Raw genomic sequence first — 13,813 nt, forward strand, 5'->3', positions numbered from 1 at the left:
AATCGAGAAAAAGTACGCATTTTTGATATAAAAAGAAAACCTCTCTAAACCCTTGATATACATAGGGTTAGGGAGGTTTTTGTCATTTCAAACTGTCAAAGATGGGAGTATAACTGATTTTCCTCGGTTATTATTAACTTGCAAATATGTAATTTATTTTTTATAAAATTACATATTTGCAAGTGGGATAGATGTCGAGGATTTTTTGTTAGACTAAAGTTGTAAAAGCTTTTAATACAGAAATGTTCATCTACTGGAGGTTCTTCTGTCACTCTGGAAAGGAGGAAGAAAGCGGAAACGATACGTTGGGCGTAGGGAAGCTGGTAGAAAGAGCATTTGTCAATAGGAGGTTCCTATGAAAAAAGTAGCTATTATAATTGTTATTGCATTAACAGTTCAAGAGTTTTTTGCCTTGTATTTTCTAAAAAACGCTTGGGATAAAGGGGCGGTCACCTCGGATTCTTTGATAACATTAGGTTTTGGCTTGTTATTCTTGAACAGTATTGCTATTCATACTTTTTACAGTTATATCAAAAAACACTATAGAAAAATTAATGAGGAGGAATTGCCATGTGTAAACAATTAAGATATGGAAGTCTTTTACTTTTGTCTATTTTAACACTTCACGCAGCTTTGCCAACGGTCGCTCTGGCTGAAACTTATGAAAATCCGTCCTCCATGACGACAGAAGTCACATCAGAAGAAGATGCGATTATCTCTGAAATCAATAGCCAATTGGAAACCGTCCAGTTCACTGTCATCAATGAAGCGACCCTCAAGATTTCCTATGCAGATGGTCGGGTTGATATACTTGAAAAGCGATACGATGGTGTATACCTTAACGGAGCCTTTATCGAACCTTATCAACATGCTTCTCAACTGTCTCGCTCCTATAATCCGAATACCTGGAATCATGTTTCAACAATCCGTGGTAATGTTTTGGAAAATACATTCTCTAATCACTTGATAAACTCGGGAATTAGCTGGGGGCTTGGAAAAATTGTTGCGGCAATAGGAGGACCGTGGGTAGCGGTAGTCGGCGTAGCATTTTGGGCTATTAGTACCTATGATACTTGGATGCAATCCCAGTCTCCTTATCCTTACTATATTACGGATACTTATATTCATTTAGGTCAACGAAAATGGAAATTTGTTATCAGGTTCTATAAAAATTCAAACTATACAGGCTATGTAAAAACTGAGACTAAGTATGCTAATTTTTAGTGATAGAGGTCACATATCATAGTTGGTCAGAAAGGGAGCTAATTATTTCAAGTAGGCTAGGGCAGTGTTCCTAGTCTTTTTTTAAATCATATCAAAAAATAATGGATATTGATATACTTTGTATTGAAAAGCTAATAAAATAAGCTATAATGATTATGTGAGATGATTTACAAAAGTTGTGCAATAAAAACTTTATAAGAATAACCATTCCAAGGAGGTTGCATATGAAAAGAATATTTAGTATTTATCGTTACATTGACAAAAAGCAGAAATGGTTAGTGATTATAGGTCGGTTTGTTAATGGTGGAGTAGTACTAGTTCAACCCTTAGTCTTATCAAAGATTTTACAACTAGATGAACACGGATTGAGTTATGGGAAAATTTGGCAATTATTGGTCTATGGTCTGTCCGTTTATTTTGTGGTGTATAGCTTTATGCTATTAGCTAATCATGCCCACAATGTTTTTCGGAGAGAGATTCAAAACGGCATTCGTTCGTCACTCTTTCGGAAAGTGATTGCCAATCCAAAGTTTAGTCAGAATGACAAGATTACCTTGCTCACTCAGGATATGGAAGTCTTGGGAGATACCTATTTAGAGCCTATCAATACCGCTTTAAGTTGGGCATTTGTTACCTTAGTCACCTCTATCTATATTTTGATGCAAGATTTTATGTTGGGGGCAATTTTTGTTGGGTTTACGATTTTACGTCCTTTGCCACAATTTTTAATGAATAGACGTTTCAAGGATGCTGGTAAAGAATATTCTGACCTTCGGACAAAAGTTCACGAAGAGGTCTCTGATAGCGTTCATGGAAGTGAAACTCTTCTTGTCAATCAAAGTATGGACCGCAGTTTTCAACGTGTATTTGTGGTCATGCAAGACTATCAAGCTGCTATTCAGCGATTTTGCTTTACCCATAATATTGTTTACTTTTGTAATGGTTTTATGGAATTCATCAGTCAGATTTTGCCAGTTGCTGTCGGTTTTTATTTGATTTCAAATGGAGAGAATATTACTGTTGCAAACTTGGTCACCATGTATATTGCGTCAGACCGGTTAGTAGGTCCAATTCAGAATCTCATGTATATGGCAGTCGATATCCAAGGGGCTCAGGCTATTGCAGATAAAATCTTCGGCATTTTGGAAACAGAGCCTGATTTTGTAGAGCGTAAAGAAAGTCATCTGTCTGACATTCAGGGATTGTATATGAAAGATTTAGCCAAATCCTATGGCGATAAGCAACTGTTTGCTGGTTTGAATGTTTCCTTCAAGATGGGAGAAAAGGTCTTAATCAAAGGTGCCAGTGGTTCTGGTAAAACAACGCTCTTTCGGATTCTGCTGGGGCAAGAAACAGCGGATGGAGGTCGTGTTTATGTGACGGAGGCAGGTGGTCAGGAGCGAGAGGATTTTCAGGGAAATATCGGTTTGATTAGCCAAAGTCCGTTTTTATTTAGCGATACTATTCGTTACAATCTGACCTTGGGTGATAACTTTTCAGACCAAGAACTGTTGGATGTTTTGGGACAGGTTGGGCTTTTGGATGAATTTACAGATATTCTCAATGTGAAAGTGGAAAATAATGGTGACAATATCTCAGGCGGTCAACGGGTTCGTCTGGAAATCGCTCGCTTCCTCTTACGGAAGAAGGACATTCTCCTAGCAGATGAAGTGACTGCAGCCTTGGATGAGAAAAATGGCAAGGCCGTTCGCAAACTACTACATTCCTTACCAATCATGATCCTCGAAATCGCCCATCATATCGATAATGATATTCAGTATGACCAAGTAGTAGAATTAAAAAAAGAATCAAAGGCATGACAGACTGGGAAATCATACCCCAGTCTTTTCATTATTTGAAAAAAAGGTCAAGATAGCTTACAATAGAGAGTAGATTTGTAAAGAAAGAGAAACTTATGAAAATACTAGCTTTAGACAGCTCCAACCAAGCCTTGTCGGTGGCCTTGGTAGAGGACGGTCGTTTGCAGGCGGAAACTCTGCTGGCCGTCAAGAAAAATCATAGTATCAGCCTCATGCCTGTGGTCGATTTTTTGGTGGCACAGGTGGGCTGGACACCAAAAGACCTGGATCGGGTTGTGGTCGCTCAGGGACCTGGCTCCTACACGGGTCTGCGGGTGGCGGTGGCGACTGCCAAGACCCTGGCCTACACTCTCAAGATCGACTTGGTGGGGCTATCCAGTCTTCAGTCCCTGGTACCGCCTAGCCTGACAGGTCTGGTGGTTCCCCTCATTGATGCCCGCCGTAACAGTGTCTATGCAGGTGTTTATGAAAATAGCAGAGCAATCGAGGCAGACTGCTACTGGTCTTTTGAAGACTTACTTTCTAGTTTGTCTGGTAAGGAAAACATCACCTTTGTTGGCGAGGTAGGAAACTTTATTGAGCAAATCGAACAAGCTTTGCCGACTGCACAGTATCAAGCCAGTCTGCCGTCTGCCCATCAACTGGCGGTGATTGGTCAAGACTTGCCAGCAGTAGATGTCACCAGCTTTGAGCCCAACTATCTCAAGCGAGTAGAGGCAGAGGAAAATTGGCTCAAGGACAACAAAGCTGGCTCAGAAAGTTATATTAAGCGTGTATGATAGAGATTAGACACTACGACGGTCAGGAAAACCTGGCAGAGGCTGTTTTGGTAGTTATGCAGTCGGTCTATGACCAATCTCCTTGGACCTTGGAACAGATTGCCTCCAGTATGGCTAGTCAGGATGAGGATTATTATCTGGCCTATGAGGGTCAGGAATTAGTTGGATTTTTGGTTGTGCAGACGGTGCTGGATGAGATGGAAATCTTGCAGATTGCTGTCAGGGCTGATTTTCAGAGGTTGGGAATCGCCAGTCAGCTGATGGCTGCTGTGATGGACTGGGATGGAGACATCTTCCTCGAAGTGAGGGATTCCAATAGCGCAGCTCAGGCCCTCTATACACGCCAGCATTTTACCAAAATAGGAAAACGAAAAGACTACTACCGTAATCCTGTCGAGGACGCGGTGATAATGAAGAGAGAACGTGATGAAAGATAGATTGATTTTGGCGATTGAGACCTCCTGTGACGAGACCTCGGTGGCTGTTTTGCGAAATGAGGCAGAGCTTTTGTCCAATGTCATTGCCAGCCAGATTGCCAGCCACCAGCGGTTTGGTGGGGTGGTGCCTGAGGTAGCCAGCCGTCACCATGTGGAAGTGATTACGGCCTGTATCGAGGAGGCCTTGTTGGAGGCGAAAGTGACGGCAGAGGACTTGACGGCTGTGGCGGTGACCTATGGACCTGGCTTGGTCGGTGCCTTGCTGGTCGGGATTTCGGCTGCCAAGGCGTTTGCCTGGGCTAATGGCTTGCCACTCATTCCTGTCAACCACATGGCAGGGCATTTGATGGCGGCGCGTGCGGTCAAGGAGTTGGAATTTCCCCTCTTGGCCCTCTTGGTTAGCGGTGGGCACACGGAGTTGGTCTATGTCTCAGAGGCGGGCGACTACAAGATTGTCGGCGAAACGCGAGATGATGCGGTCGGCGAGGCCTATGACAAGGTGGGACGGGTCATGGGTCTGCCCTATCCAGCTGGTCGTGTCATCGATGAATTGGCTCATGAGGGGCAAGACATTTATGACTTCCCTCGTGCTATGATAAAAGAAGATAATCTGGAGTTTTCTTTTTCTGGACTCAAATCCGCCTTTATCAACCTCTGCCACAATGCCCAGCAGAAAGGGGAATACTTGTCCAATGTGGACCTGTCAGCCTCATTTCAAGCCTGTGTCTTAGATATTCTTATGGCGAAGACCAAGAAGGCCTTGGAAAAATACCCTGTTAAAACCTTGGTCGTGGCGGGTGGTGTTGCAGCCAATCAGGGCTTGCGGGAGCGGTTGGCGGCTGAAATTACCGATGTGGAGGTTATTATTCCCCCGCTTCGCCTCTGCGGTGACAATGCAGGTATGATTGCCTTGGCAGCAGTCAGTGAATACAACAAGGAAAACTTTGCTGGCTGGGATTTAAATGCCAAGCCAAGTTTGGCTTTTGAGAATTTGTAAAAAGTAATAGTCGCGAAAGCGACTTTTTCTATTGACGAAGGGGGACTTGTCCTCTATACTAGAATGATATATAGTCATTTGAATTAGCTTTGATACATCGTCACTTTCGGCTTGCCGTACTCTACAAAAGTGATTTACTTCGCAAGTCTTATTTCCAACCTAGAACAGCTTCTAGGCTGTTCTAGCAACCTGCACCTCAGTTCCTTGTCTGAAAGCTCTTCATTCGACTATAACCTGATTTCAAAGGAGAGAAGATGAAAAAACAGGATTTTCGTGAGGGGCTGCGTGATGCTATCCCTACTGCTTTAGGCTACGCTAGTATCGGCCTAGCCTGCGGTGTGGTATCGGTCAATTCAGGCATTTCTGCGGTGGAAATGGGGCTGATGAGCCTCTTGGTCTATGCAGGGAGTGCCCAGTTTGTCATCTGTGCTATGATTTTGGTTGGGGCACCCTTGTTGTCGATTGCGGTGACGGTTTTCTTTGTCAATCTGCGAAATTTTCTCATGTGCCTGCACACGACGACCATTTTCCAGGGCAACAGTTTGGGCTCCAATATCCTGATTGGCTCTTTTGTGACGGACGAGTCCTATGCGGTGTTGCTCCGGAAGCACATTGAGGACAAGCAGATTGCTCCCAGCTGGATGTACGGCAACAACTTCGCTGGCTACGCTTCTTGGGTTACATTTACGACTCTAGGTAATCTGATTGGTGGTCTTATTCCAAATCCTGAGCAATTTGGGTTGGACTTTGCCTTGGTCGCTATGTTTGTCGGGATTTTCTCAGGGCAACTAGAGGCGATGGCTCGGACTATTCCTTTGAAAAAAATCGGCTTGATTTTGCTGGCGGTTGGTCTAGCCTATGTCGGACTGTCTGTGCTAGTGTCGTCTTATGTGGCTGTGCTCTTGTCGACAATTTTGGGGTGTTTTGTGGGGGTGATGATTGATGATAAAAACTAGTATTCTATTGATTATTCTAGCGGCGGCCCTTGTGACTTGGGTACCACGCGTCCTACCTTTTGTACTGACGCAGAACAAATCCCTCCCTCCAAAGTTGGTGAAATTCCTCAGCTTTTTGCCAATCACTATCATTTTTGCGTTGACCCTTTCCAGTATTATGGATGAGAAAGTTGGCTCCTTGCCAAGTATTCTCCCGGTAGAAAGTCTAGCTATTCTTCCGACATTTTTTGTAGTCTTGAAGACAAAAAATATTCTCTTAGCAGTTTTGGTTGGGGTTGTTACAACCGCGGCATTACGTTTGATATTTTAGGAGGGTTTTATGGTAAAGGAAAATGCCAAAGGTGTCGGACTTTGTTTCCTTTTGGCTTTGGTGGGTCAGTGGTTAGGTCAGTTGTTTCCCCTTGTGGGTGGGCCAGTCTTCTCCCTTCTAATCGGGATGAGTCTGTATCCTTATTTTTCAATTAAAAATACATTTCAGTCAGGCTTAACCTTTACTTCCAAGAAAATTTTACAGTATGCGGTGATTTGTTTGGGATTTGGATTAAACTTATCAGCGGTATTGGCTGTTGGACGTCAATCTCTTCCAATTATACTTTCAACTATCAGTTTCGCTTTGTTTTTGGCCTTCTTGATGTGGAAATGGCTACCGATTTCATCTCATCTGGCAACCTTAATTGGCGTTGGGACCTCTATCTGTGGCGGCTCTGCCATTGCGGCGACAGCTCCTATTATTAAGGCGGATGATGAGGATGTAGCACAAGCAATCTCCGTCATCTTTCTTTTTAATGTCTTTGCGGCCTTGGTCTTTCCGACTTTGGCAACCTGGCTTGGGTTTTCGACCGATTCGGGTCAGGCCTTTGGAATGTTCGCCGGAACGGCGGTCAATGATACCTCGTCGGTCACCGCAACAGCAGCCACCTGGGACAGTCTTTACGGATTGGGCAGTCAGACCTTGGATATAGCAGTGACGGTTAAGTTAACACGAACTTTAGCCATTATTCCTATTACAACGGTTTTAGCAATTTGGCAAACCCGAGGTAAGGGTCTTAAGGCAGACAAGAAGTCCCTCCTGACAGGTTTTCCGACTTTTATTTTGTATTTTATCCTAGCCAGTCTGGTGACAACAATCGCAGGTCATTTTGGAGTGGGAACGGCGGTTTTTACTCCACTTAAAAGCCTGTCCAAGTTCCTCATTTGCATGGCCATGACAGCCATTGGCTTGCGGACTAATGTGTTGGCCCTGGTAAAAAATGGTAGAGTTGCTCTTCTGGTCGGACTTGCTTGTTGGATGGGAGTGACCCTGTTAACACTGGTTTGGCAGGCGATCTTGGGAATTTGGTAAATATAGTCTTTTAGTTTACTTTTAGTACTAGGCAACGAGCCGCTGGCATAACTCAATGCTTTCTTATTTCTAGGCATTGACTTGAAACAGTCCCCCAGACTGTTTCAATCAGGCAAGGCGAGTTCAAACAATCCAGTGGAGTGTTTGAAGTTGGAAATAAGGAAACGGAGTTTCCTCTTACGTCGAAGTAATAAAAGAGAAACTAAATGACGAGAAAACAGCCTTCTCTTGCGAGAGGCTGCTTTTATGATTTCAAACGGAAAGTCTGCGGGGCTTTTTTCAGCAAAATCCAGTAACCGATGCTGACATAGGCAATCATAGTCAGAGAAATGAGTAGGATGTACAAGTGACTGCCAAGCTCTAGCTTGATATTGAGATAGGCTACCCAGTAGAGGGCACCGCTGAGAAATTTATAGACTGGGTTGACCACCTCCATATCCTTTGTAAAGGGCTGGAGGATGTAGTAGATAAAAAGGTCGTGGAAGGAGAAGAGAGCTGTCAAACTCAGCAGGAGCAGGGCAGTTAGGAGATAGGTTTCAATAGGTAGCTGCGCTCTAGTAAAGATGATGAGGGCCAATAGTAGAGATCCAGAGAAGGCAGCATTTAATTTAACAGTTTGCAGAAAACGATAATGAAAGCCTGCAATAATGGTCTTTGCTTCGCGATAAAATGGATAGTGGAGCATGGAAATATCGCAATTAACAAAGACCATCTGTGCGACAGCCTTGCCCATGGAGGCGGCATACATGACCATGAAAGTAAAAGGTAGTCCCTTGATGTAGTTGGCATTGCTTATTTCTATATCCTCTTTTGAAAACCAACGGATTCCTTCAAGAAAGAGGATAATCGCCAAAAGACACCCCAAGCGGAAGAGCAATTTTTTAGTGAGGATGGAGCGGTAGCGGTCAAATAGCAGAGCGTTTAGGTAGGTCATGCCAGATAGGTAGGATAGGTCTTTGCTACCTTTTAAATTTAATTTTTTCTGCATTTGTAGACCTTGGCGAGTATACTCGTTACCCTTGGTTATCTCAAAAAGTTTCTTATCCATTTTTAAGGACTCGTCCATGCAGTACTGGAGGTAGTCTACATGATTGGTTTGTTGTTTTAAATACTTATAATTAAACCAAATCAGCAAGACTTGACAGACAAGCACAGGCAGTAAAAAGATTGGTAGCAGATGATTGCGGAAAAGGATAAGACAGGCAATTGCTACTAAACCAGTTCCAAAGATGACCCAAGATTGCCAAGAGTTTCGACGTGCCAAAATACCTCTGTTGAATAGTGCTCGATTGAGAGCATGACCAGTAAGGCTTCCTGATGGGATAGTCAGCAATCCTAGAGGTAGATAGAGCCAATTTCCAGCAAGACTAGAAAAGATGAGCAGGGCAGGCAGGTAGGCCAGACTAGTGATAATGGGCTCTACAAAGAGTTGACTCTGGAGAAAACTAGACTGGGAAAGACCGAAATTTCGCATGAACTCTCGTTCAGGTTTGGCAATAAAAGGCTCAAAACCTCTGCCAAACCGATAGATGTAGCCAACAAAGATAGCCCACATGGAAAAGCATAGGAGCCAAGCATCTGACGGGATTTGCCAAAAGTCCAGCTGATTGTTGGATAGGAGTTTGAACCAGAAGGCTGCAATGCAAGAATAAAAGACTAACCAAATTCCCTTGATCAGGAAGCGACTGGGGATGGATAAGATGAGCATGACCAAAAAGAGACCAGACTTAAAACTATAAGACTTGAAAATACTTTCTGGAATGCTCTTTCCAACAAGTGGCAGTTTCCGTAGATAATAGAAAAATCCGTTGACGGAGCGATGGAGGGCATACTTTTCCCGATACCAAAAATAACGTAGAATGGTTTTCATAGGCTCCTCCTAATCTGCTGTCAGTAAGGCAACGACTTCCTGTTCGAAGTCAGGATCATGGAGTTTGTCACTCGGAACTGCCTGCAATACTTGGTGATGGAGCAAAACAATTTCATCACAGAGGTCTTGAGCCAGTTGTAAAATGTGGGTAGAAAAGATGATTACGGAATCTTTTTTAGCCTCTCGAATCAGTTGCTTGAACTCGTGGGCAGCCACAGGGTCAAAGGAAGTCAGAGGTTCATCCAAGAGCAGGACAGGAGGTTGAACAATTAAGGATAGGAGTAATTGAACCTTGTTTTGCATACCGTGGGAAAAATCCTTGAGCAGACGGTGCTGGTCTTCTTCTCCGATACCGACCAAGTTCAACCATTCTTCTGGACTACGTGGATATTTGAGTTTATCCTTATGGATGTCCATATAGAATCGGACAAACTCATAGGCCGTCATAAAGGCAGGCAGTTGCGGATAGGTCTGGGTAAATCCGATGTCCGTATTGTCGTAGTCAATCAGTTCTTCCCTCTCTACAAACTGGATACTGCCACTGTTTAGTGTCAGATTTCGAGCAATACAGTTAAACAAGGTTGTCTTACCTGCGCCATTACGCCCGAGTAAGCCGTAAATCTTTCCTCTTTCAAAGGTAAAAGAAGCATCTTCAAGAATGATTTTATTATCAAATTTTTTTGATATGGAGGAAAGTTTCAGTTGCATCGTTAATCTCCTTTTGTAGTATTGTTGTGGTTTTATCATACAACAATAAACAAAAAAATTCAAGCAAAATTTGCTTGAATTTATAGAGAAGATAGGGAATGTTTTTGTTTGCCGTTCTTGTCAAAGTTGGCATCCTCTAACCAGCTTTCTAGTCGCTGTTTACGGGAGTCCCATTCTTTGTCTAATATAGAAAACCAATCCGTATCACGATTTCTTTCCTTATAGACCAATGCTTGTCGAAATGTGCCTTCATAGGTAAAGCCCAATCGTAGTGCTGCTCGGCGCGATGGACCATTTAAATGATCACACTTCCATTCATATCTGCGATAGCCTAGGTTTTCAAAAACATAGGACATAAGCAAGTAGTGAGCCTCTGTTGCTTGGCGTGTTTTTTGGAGTTTTGGAGAAAAGAGGATCCATCCCACTTCAATGACGCGATTTTTAGGATCTATGCGCATCAGTGCAAAAGTTCCAATAGCCTGATTGGTAGATTGGTCAATGATAGCAAGATAATAAGGATCGGCTGAGTCCAACATGTGTTGGAAATATGTTTGAAAACTTGGATAGTCTTTAAAGGGAACAATAGATAAATAGGTCCAATCAGCTTGCTTGGCAGTAGGACCATAGAATTGATATATTGCATTGGCGTGTTCTGGTCTGAGTTTTTCCAAGCGAACGGTTTTTCCTTGGAGCACATCAATAGTAGGGAGACTACCAGCTTGATGATGGGGTATTGGTACGCCGATTTCTTGATTAAATGAATTAATAGGCATATCCTCTCCTTTTAGGTTGAGCTTGAAGAGTGATTTTGAATAGTGCACTACTCAAAGGAAATCGAACTCAGACTAGGCGACGAAGATGTAGATAGAACTGAAGTTCATCAAATCAAGTCAACAACGTCTGAGTTGGATTTACGAAGAGTAGGAACTCCCTGCCACCCAGCCAGTTGCCAAACAGTAGGTAATGTTAAAGCCACCGGTGTGGGCGTTGATGTCCAAGACTTCACCAGCAAAGTGGAGGCCAGGAACCTTTTTACTTTCCAAGGTTTTGGGATTGATTTCTTTGAGGTCAACGCCACCCTTGGTCACAAAGGACTTGGCTAGGGACATCTTGCCTGTAATCTTGATAGGTAAGGCTTTGAGGAGGGTAACCAGGTCAGCCAGGTCTTTTTTGGAAACTTGTTTGACCTTGCTATCGTAGTTTTCAGCCAAAAAGTCTGCTAGGCGGTCTGGCATGAGTTCACCAAGGGCATTCTTGACAGATTTTTCCCTGTTGGCTTCTAAATGCTCAAACAAGTCTTGTTCAGAATGGGTCGGCAATACATCGAGAAATACGGTTTCGCCGCCTTTGACAAAACTGGACAAGCGAAGAGCAGCGGGTCCCGACAGGCCAAAATGGGTGAAGAGCAGGTCGTGGGTGATGACGTGCTTGCCGTAAGTCAGGGTGACGTCGACTAGGGAAATGCCTTGTAGCTTCTTGTGGGGGAAGTCAGTCAGGACGGGGCTCTCGGCGGCCTCAATCTCCGTGACTTCCAGCTTGAAGTGGCGGGCAATATCGTGACCAAAGCCAGTCGAGCCAGTGGAAGGATAGGTCTTGCCACCAGTGGTGACAATCAGCTGGGGAGCTGTAAAAGTCTCCTCGCTGGTCTTGACATGGAAGAGGTCGTCAATCTTGCGGACGGAAACCACTTCAGTCCCTGTACGGATGTCCACGCCATTTTCCAGCATCTTCATCTCCAGGCATTTGATAATGGTCTGGGAGCGGTCGGTGATTGGAAAGACACGGCCGTGGTCCTCCACTTTGAGCTTGACCCCATTTTCCTGAAAGAAATTCATGATATCGTGGTTGTCAAATTGGGAGAAGACGCTGTAAAGAAAGCGGCCATTTCCAGGAATACCAGCCAGCAGGTCTTCCAAAGTACCGTTGTTGGTCACATTGCAACGTCCGCCACCTGTGCCAGACAGTTTCTTGCCCAAACGCTTGTTTTTTTCGAGGAGTAGGGTCTTCTTGCCGTAAAAGCTAGAAGAAATCGCAGCCATCATGCCTGCTGGCCCCGCTCCGATAATAATGGTATCTACTGTATTCATGCCTTTATTGTACCACAAAACACGAGCTTTGGTGTCGGTCTTCTCTTAGTAGAAAAGTGCATGTCTCTTCCTAGCGGTCCTCCTCCTAAATTTGACAGGGATAGGCTTATGTGGTAATATTTTAATGATACAAACTATGAGAAATGTAAGTACCGAGGAAATTATGGGAATCGAAAAAACAGTCAGTGAATTAGCTGAAATTTTGGGAGTGAGCCGTCAGGCAATGAATAATCGTGTTAAATCACTTCCAGAAGAATTCGTAGATAAAAATGACAAGGGTGTGACCGTTGTAAATCGTGCTGGCTTGATTAAGTTGGAAGAAATCTACAAAACAACCATTTTTGAAGATGAACCAATTAGCGAAGAAGTGAAGCAGCGCGAATTGATGGAAATTTTGGTTGACGAAAAAAATGCGGAGATTATTCGTCTTTATAGTCAATTAAAAGCCAAAGATAAGCAACTTGCAGAGAAAGATGAGCAACTCAAAGTTAAGGATGTGCAGATTGCTGAGAAGGACAAACAACTGGATCAACAGCAACAGTTGACTCTCAAAGCAATGGCTGATAAGGAAGTCCTCAAGCTGGAGTTAGATGAAGTCAAAGCGCAGGCAGAAGAAGTGCAAACCAAAGGTTTCTTTGCACGCTTGTTTGGAAAATAAAAAGGTCCAGTGGACCTTTTTATCATGAGCCTGAAAATGGGAAAGCGAATCAAGGTCCAGTGGAGTGAAACAGTCTAGGGATAGACTGTTTCAGCCCGCGCAAAAAAATGGAAGAGCGCGGTAGGAAATCATGAGCCTGGAAATAAGAAAGCAAATCAGAGGCCACTGGAGCTTTTCACTCATCCAGGCTCTTGACAACTGATAATTTTGATTTTCCAAGAGTATGAGAATGTGGGAGTGAATTATTGCACTAAAAAAGATTGGTAGGTACCAATCTTTTTTATCTTGTATCGTAAGCGCAATGTGACATAATTTTTGTCATCGTTCGTTAGGGGTAAAGAATCTGGAATGGGGACTATTTTATCTGCTTTCCATTCCTCTCTTATTATTCCATATTTGACAGAGTCGTAATAATGTCCCTTCCAGTATCGCACTTTGCGGATCTGCGCTTCTTTTGTCATACCGATTTTTTCTGCTGCTCGCATCATACGGTGGTTGCCAGACCAAGTAGTTAGTCCGATATGTTCTAATTCACTAGTAGTTTGAAAAATATGATCTATCCAGAGCTTGAGAGCTCTTGTCCCGTAGCCCCCATTCCAATACTTCTGCTGATAGATAACAATCCCGATTTCAAGCCATCGAGTTTTTTCATCTTCCCAATGTCGGGTAACAATTCCTATCGGTTCTTGATCTACAAATATGCCCCAAACAGTATCATTACAGAAGAAATTGTAAAGTTTACTCATTCGAAATGCTTCAAAATCAGGATGCATCTGATAATCTTCAAAATAGGGTCCATCCCATTTTTTCCACTCAGGTTGGATTTGGCTATATCCATTTTTCCAAATTGAATATAAATGCTCTTCTTTCAATACTGCAATGGTCGGTTGGGTAGTCATCTATTTCTCCTTATATCCTTTATTTTTCTAGTTTAT

At 43.3% G+C, this 13,813-nt stretch carries 14 protein-coding genes and 1 pseudogene; 10 read left to right on the forward strand and 5 right to left on the reverse strand.

The features are described from left to right. Nucleotides 1-355: 355 nt before the first annotated feature. The 9 genes from K6V43_RS08280 to K6V43_RS08320 all read left to right on the forward strand — a co-directional run bounded on the left by K6V43_RS08280 (nucleotide 356) and on the right by K6V43_RS08320 (nucleotide 7,555). Complete coding sequence (locus K6V43_RS08280) at nucleotides 356-586, forward strand: hypothetical protein (RefSeq protein WP_222382594.1); 231 nt, start codon at nucleotides 356-358, stop codon at nucleotides 584-586. Then, the gene (locus tag K6V43_RS11565; RefSeq protein WP_261311810.1) at nucleotides 571-1,224 is read left to right on the forward strand and encodes a hypothetical protein; all 654 of its coding nucleotides are present in this window, start codon (nucleotides 571-573) and stop codon (nucleotides 1,222-1,224) included. Before K6V43_RS08280 ends, K6V43_RS11565 begins: the two co-directional genes overlap by 16 nt. 224 nt (nucleotides 1,225-1,448) lie before the next feature. Continuing rightward, nucleotides 1,449-3,044 carry an ABC transporter ATP-binding protein gene (locus tag K6V43_RS08290; RefSeq protein WP_261311811.1) on the forward strand — a complete coding sequence of 532 codons (1,596 nt, stop codon included), beginning with the start codon at nucleotides 1,449-1,451 and terminating at the stop codon, nucleotides 3,042-3,044. A 95-nt stretch (nucleotides 3,045-3,139) separates the two neighbouring features. Beyond that, nucleotides 3,140-3,823 carry a tRNA (adenosine(37)-N6)-threonylcarbamoyltransferase complex dimerization subunit type 1 TsaB gene (tsaB, locus tag K6V43_RS08295; protein WP_222382596.1) on the forward strand — a complete coding sequence of 228 codons (684 nt, stop codon included), beginning with the start codon at nucleotides 3,140-3,142 and terminating at the stop codon, nucleotides 3,821-3,823. Beyond that, nucleotides 3,820-4,260, forward strand: a complete 441-nt coding sequence (gene rimI, locus K6V43_RS08300; protein ID WP_222382598.1) for a ribosomal protein S18-alanine N-acetyltransferase — start codon at nucleotides 3,820-3,822, stop codon at nucleotides 4,258-4,260. Before tsaB ends, rimI begins: the two co-directional genes overlap by 4 nt. Continuing rightward, entirely contained in the window at nucleotides 4,250-5,257 is a 1,008-nt protein-coding gene (tsaD, locus tag K6V43_RS08305) for a tRNA (adenosine(37)-N6)-threonylcarbamoyltransferase complex transferase subunit TsaD (RefSeq protein ID WP_222382600.1), read from the forward strand. The genes rimI and tsaD overlap by 11 nt, the downstream gene beginning before the upstream one ends. A gap of 254 nt (nucleotides 5,258-5,511) precedes the next feature. Then, on the forward strand, nucleotides 5,512-6,213 hold the full coding sequence (locus tag K6V43_RS08310) for an AzlC family ABC transporter permease (RefSeq protein ID WP_024392373.1): 702 nt from the start codon (nucleotides 5,512-5,514) through the stop codon (nucleotides 6,211-6,213). Then, nucleotides 6,200-6,523 (forward strand): AzlD domain-containing protein, encoded by a 324-nt coding sequence (locus K6V43_RS08315; RefSeq protein WP_024392372.1) that lies wholly within the window; start codon nucleotides 6,200-6,202, stop codon nucleotides 6,521-6,523. The genes K6V43_RS08310 and K6V43_RS08315 overlap by 14 nt, the downstream gene beginning before the upstream one ends. Before the next feature lie 9 nt (nucleotides 6,524-6,532). Further along, a complete protein-coding gene (locus K6V43_RS08320) occupies nucleotides 6,533-7,555 on the forward strand; it encodes a YeiH family protein (protein WP_024392371.1) in 1,023 nt (340 codons plus the stop codon). A gap of 244 nt (nucleotides 7,556-7,799) precedes the next feature. On the opposite strand, the gene K6V43_RS08325 is transcribed toward K6V43_RS08320, so the two are convergent. The 4 genes from K6V43_RS08325 to aao all read right to left on the reverse strand — a co-directional run bounded on the left by K6V43_RS08325 (nucleotide 7,800) and on the right by aao (nucleotide 12,220). After that, on the reverse strand, nucleotides 7,800-9,425 hold the full coding sequence (locus K6V43_RS08325) for a hypothetical protein (protein ID WP_222382601.1): 1,626 nt from the start codon (nucleotides 9,423-9,425) through the stop codon (nucleotides 7,800-7,802). Nucleotides 9,426-9,434: 9 nt separating this feature from the next. Further along, on the reverse strand, nucleotides 9,435-10,133 hold the full coding sequence (locus tag K6V43_RS08330; RefSeq protein WP_024392369.1) for an ABC transporter ATP-binding protein: 699 nt from the start codon (nucleotides 10,131-10,133) through the stop codon (nucleotides 9,435-9,437). 80 nt (nucleotides 10,134-10,213) lie between these two features. After that, complete coding sequence (locus K6V43_RS08335) at nucleotides 10,214-10,879, reverse strand: GNAT family N-acetyltransferase (protein ID WP_496108338.1); 666 nt, start codon at nucleotides 10,877-10,879, stop codon at nucleotides 10,214-10,216. Nucleotides 10,880-11,044: 165 nt separating this feature from the next. After that, entirely contained in the window at nucleotides 11,045-12,220 is a 1,176-nt protein-coding gene (gene aao / locus K6V43_RS08340) for an aminoacetone oxidase (protein WP_222382603.1), read from the reverse strand. Nucleotides 12,221-12,383: 163 nt separating this feature from the next. On the opposite strand from aao, the gene K6V43_RS08345 reads away from it, so the two are divergent. Further along, a complete protein-coding gene (locus K6V43_RS08345) occupies nucleotides 12,384-12,878 on the forward strand; it encodes a DUF536 domain-containing protein (RefSeq protein ID WP_024392366.1) in 495 nt (164 codons plus the stop codon). Between the two features lie 368 nt (nucleotides 12,879-13,246). On the opposite strand, the pseudogene K6V43_RS08350 reads toward K6V43_RS08345, so the two are convergent. After that, nucleotides 13,247-13,777: pseudogene (locus K6V43_RS08350) on the reverse strand (GNAT family N-acetyltransferase); the annotation flags it as partial. Nucleotides 13,778-13,813 lie beyond the last annotated feature (36 nt).

It is taken from the genome of Streptococcus suis (assembly GCF_019794615.1).
Lineage (GTDB): Bacteria > Bacillota > Bacilli > Lactobacillales > Streptococcaceae > Streptococcus > Streptococcus suis_AI.

Bases quoted from the DNA above. Each gene is read 5' to 3' on its own strand.
- K6V43_RS08280 (WP_222382594.1), top strand. From the start codon at position 356: ATGAAAAAAGTAGCTATTATAATTGTTATTGCATTAACAGTTCAAGAG.
- K6V43_RS11565 (WP_261311810.1), top strand. From the start codon at position 571: ATGTGTAAACAATTAAGATATGGAAGTCTTTTACTTTTGTCTATTTTA.
- K6V43_RS08290 (WP_261311811.1), top strand. From the start codon at position 1,449: ATGAAAAGAATATTTAGTATTTATCGTTACATTGACAAAAAGCAGAAA.
- tsaB (WP_222382596.1), top strand. From the start codon at position 3,140: ATGAAAATACTAGCTTTAGACAGCTCCAACCAAGCCTTGTCGGTGGCC.
- rimI (WP_222382598.1), top strand. From the start codon at position 3,820: ATGATAGAGATTAGACACTACGACGGTCAGGAAAACCTGGCAGAGGCT.
- tsaD (WP_222382600.1), top strand. From the start codon at position 4,250: ATGAAAGATAGATTGATTTTGGCGATTGAGACCTCCTGTGACGAGACC.
- K6V43_RS08310 (WP_024392373.1), top strand. From the start codon at position 5,512: ATGAAAAAACAGGATTTTCGTGAGGGGCTGCGTGATGCTATCCCTACT.
- K6V43_RS08315 (WP_024392372.1), top strand. From the start codon at position 6,200: ATGATAAAAACTAGTATTCTATTGATTATTCTAGCGGCGGCCCTTGTG.
- K6V43_RS08320 (WP_024392371.1), top strand. From the start codon at position 6,533: ATGGTAAAGGAAAATGCCAAAGGTGTCGGACTTTGTTTCCTTTTGGCT.
- K6V43_RS08325 (WP_222382601.1), bottom strand. From the start codon at position 9,425: ATGAAAACCATTCTACGTTATTTTTGGTATCGGGAAAAGTATGCCCTC.
- K6V43_RS08330 (WP_024392369.1), bottom strand. From the start codon at position 10,133: ATGCAACTGAAACTTTCCTCCATATCAAAAAAATTTGATAATAAAATC.
- aao (WP_222382603.1), bottom strand. From the start codon at position 12,220: ATGAATACAGTAGATACCATTATTATCGGAGCGGGGCCAGCAGGCATG.
- K6V43_RS08345 (WP_024392366.1), top strand. From the start codon at position 12,384: ATGGGAATCGAAAAAACAGTCAGTGAATTAGCTGAAATTTTGGGAGTG.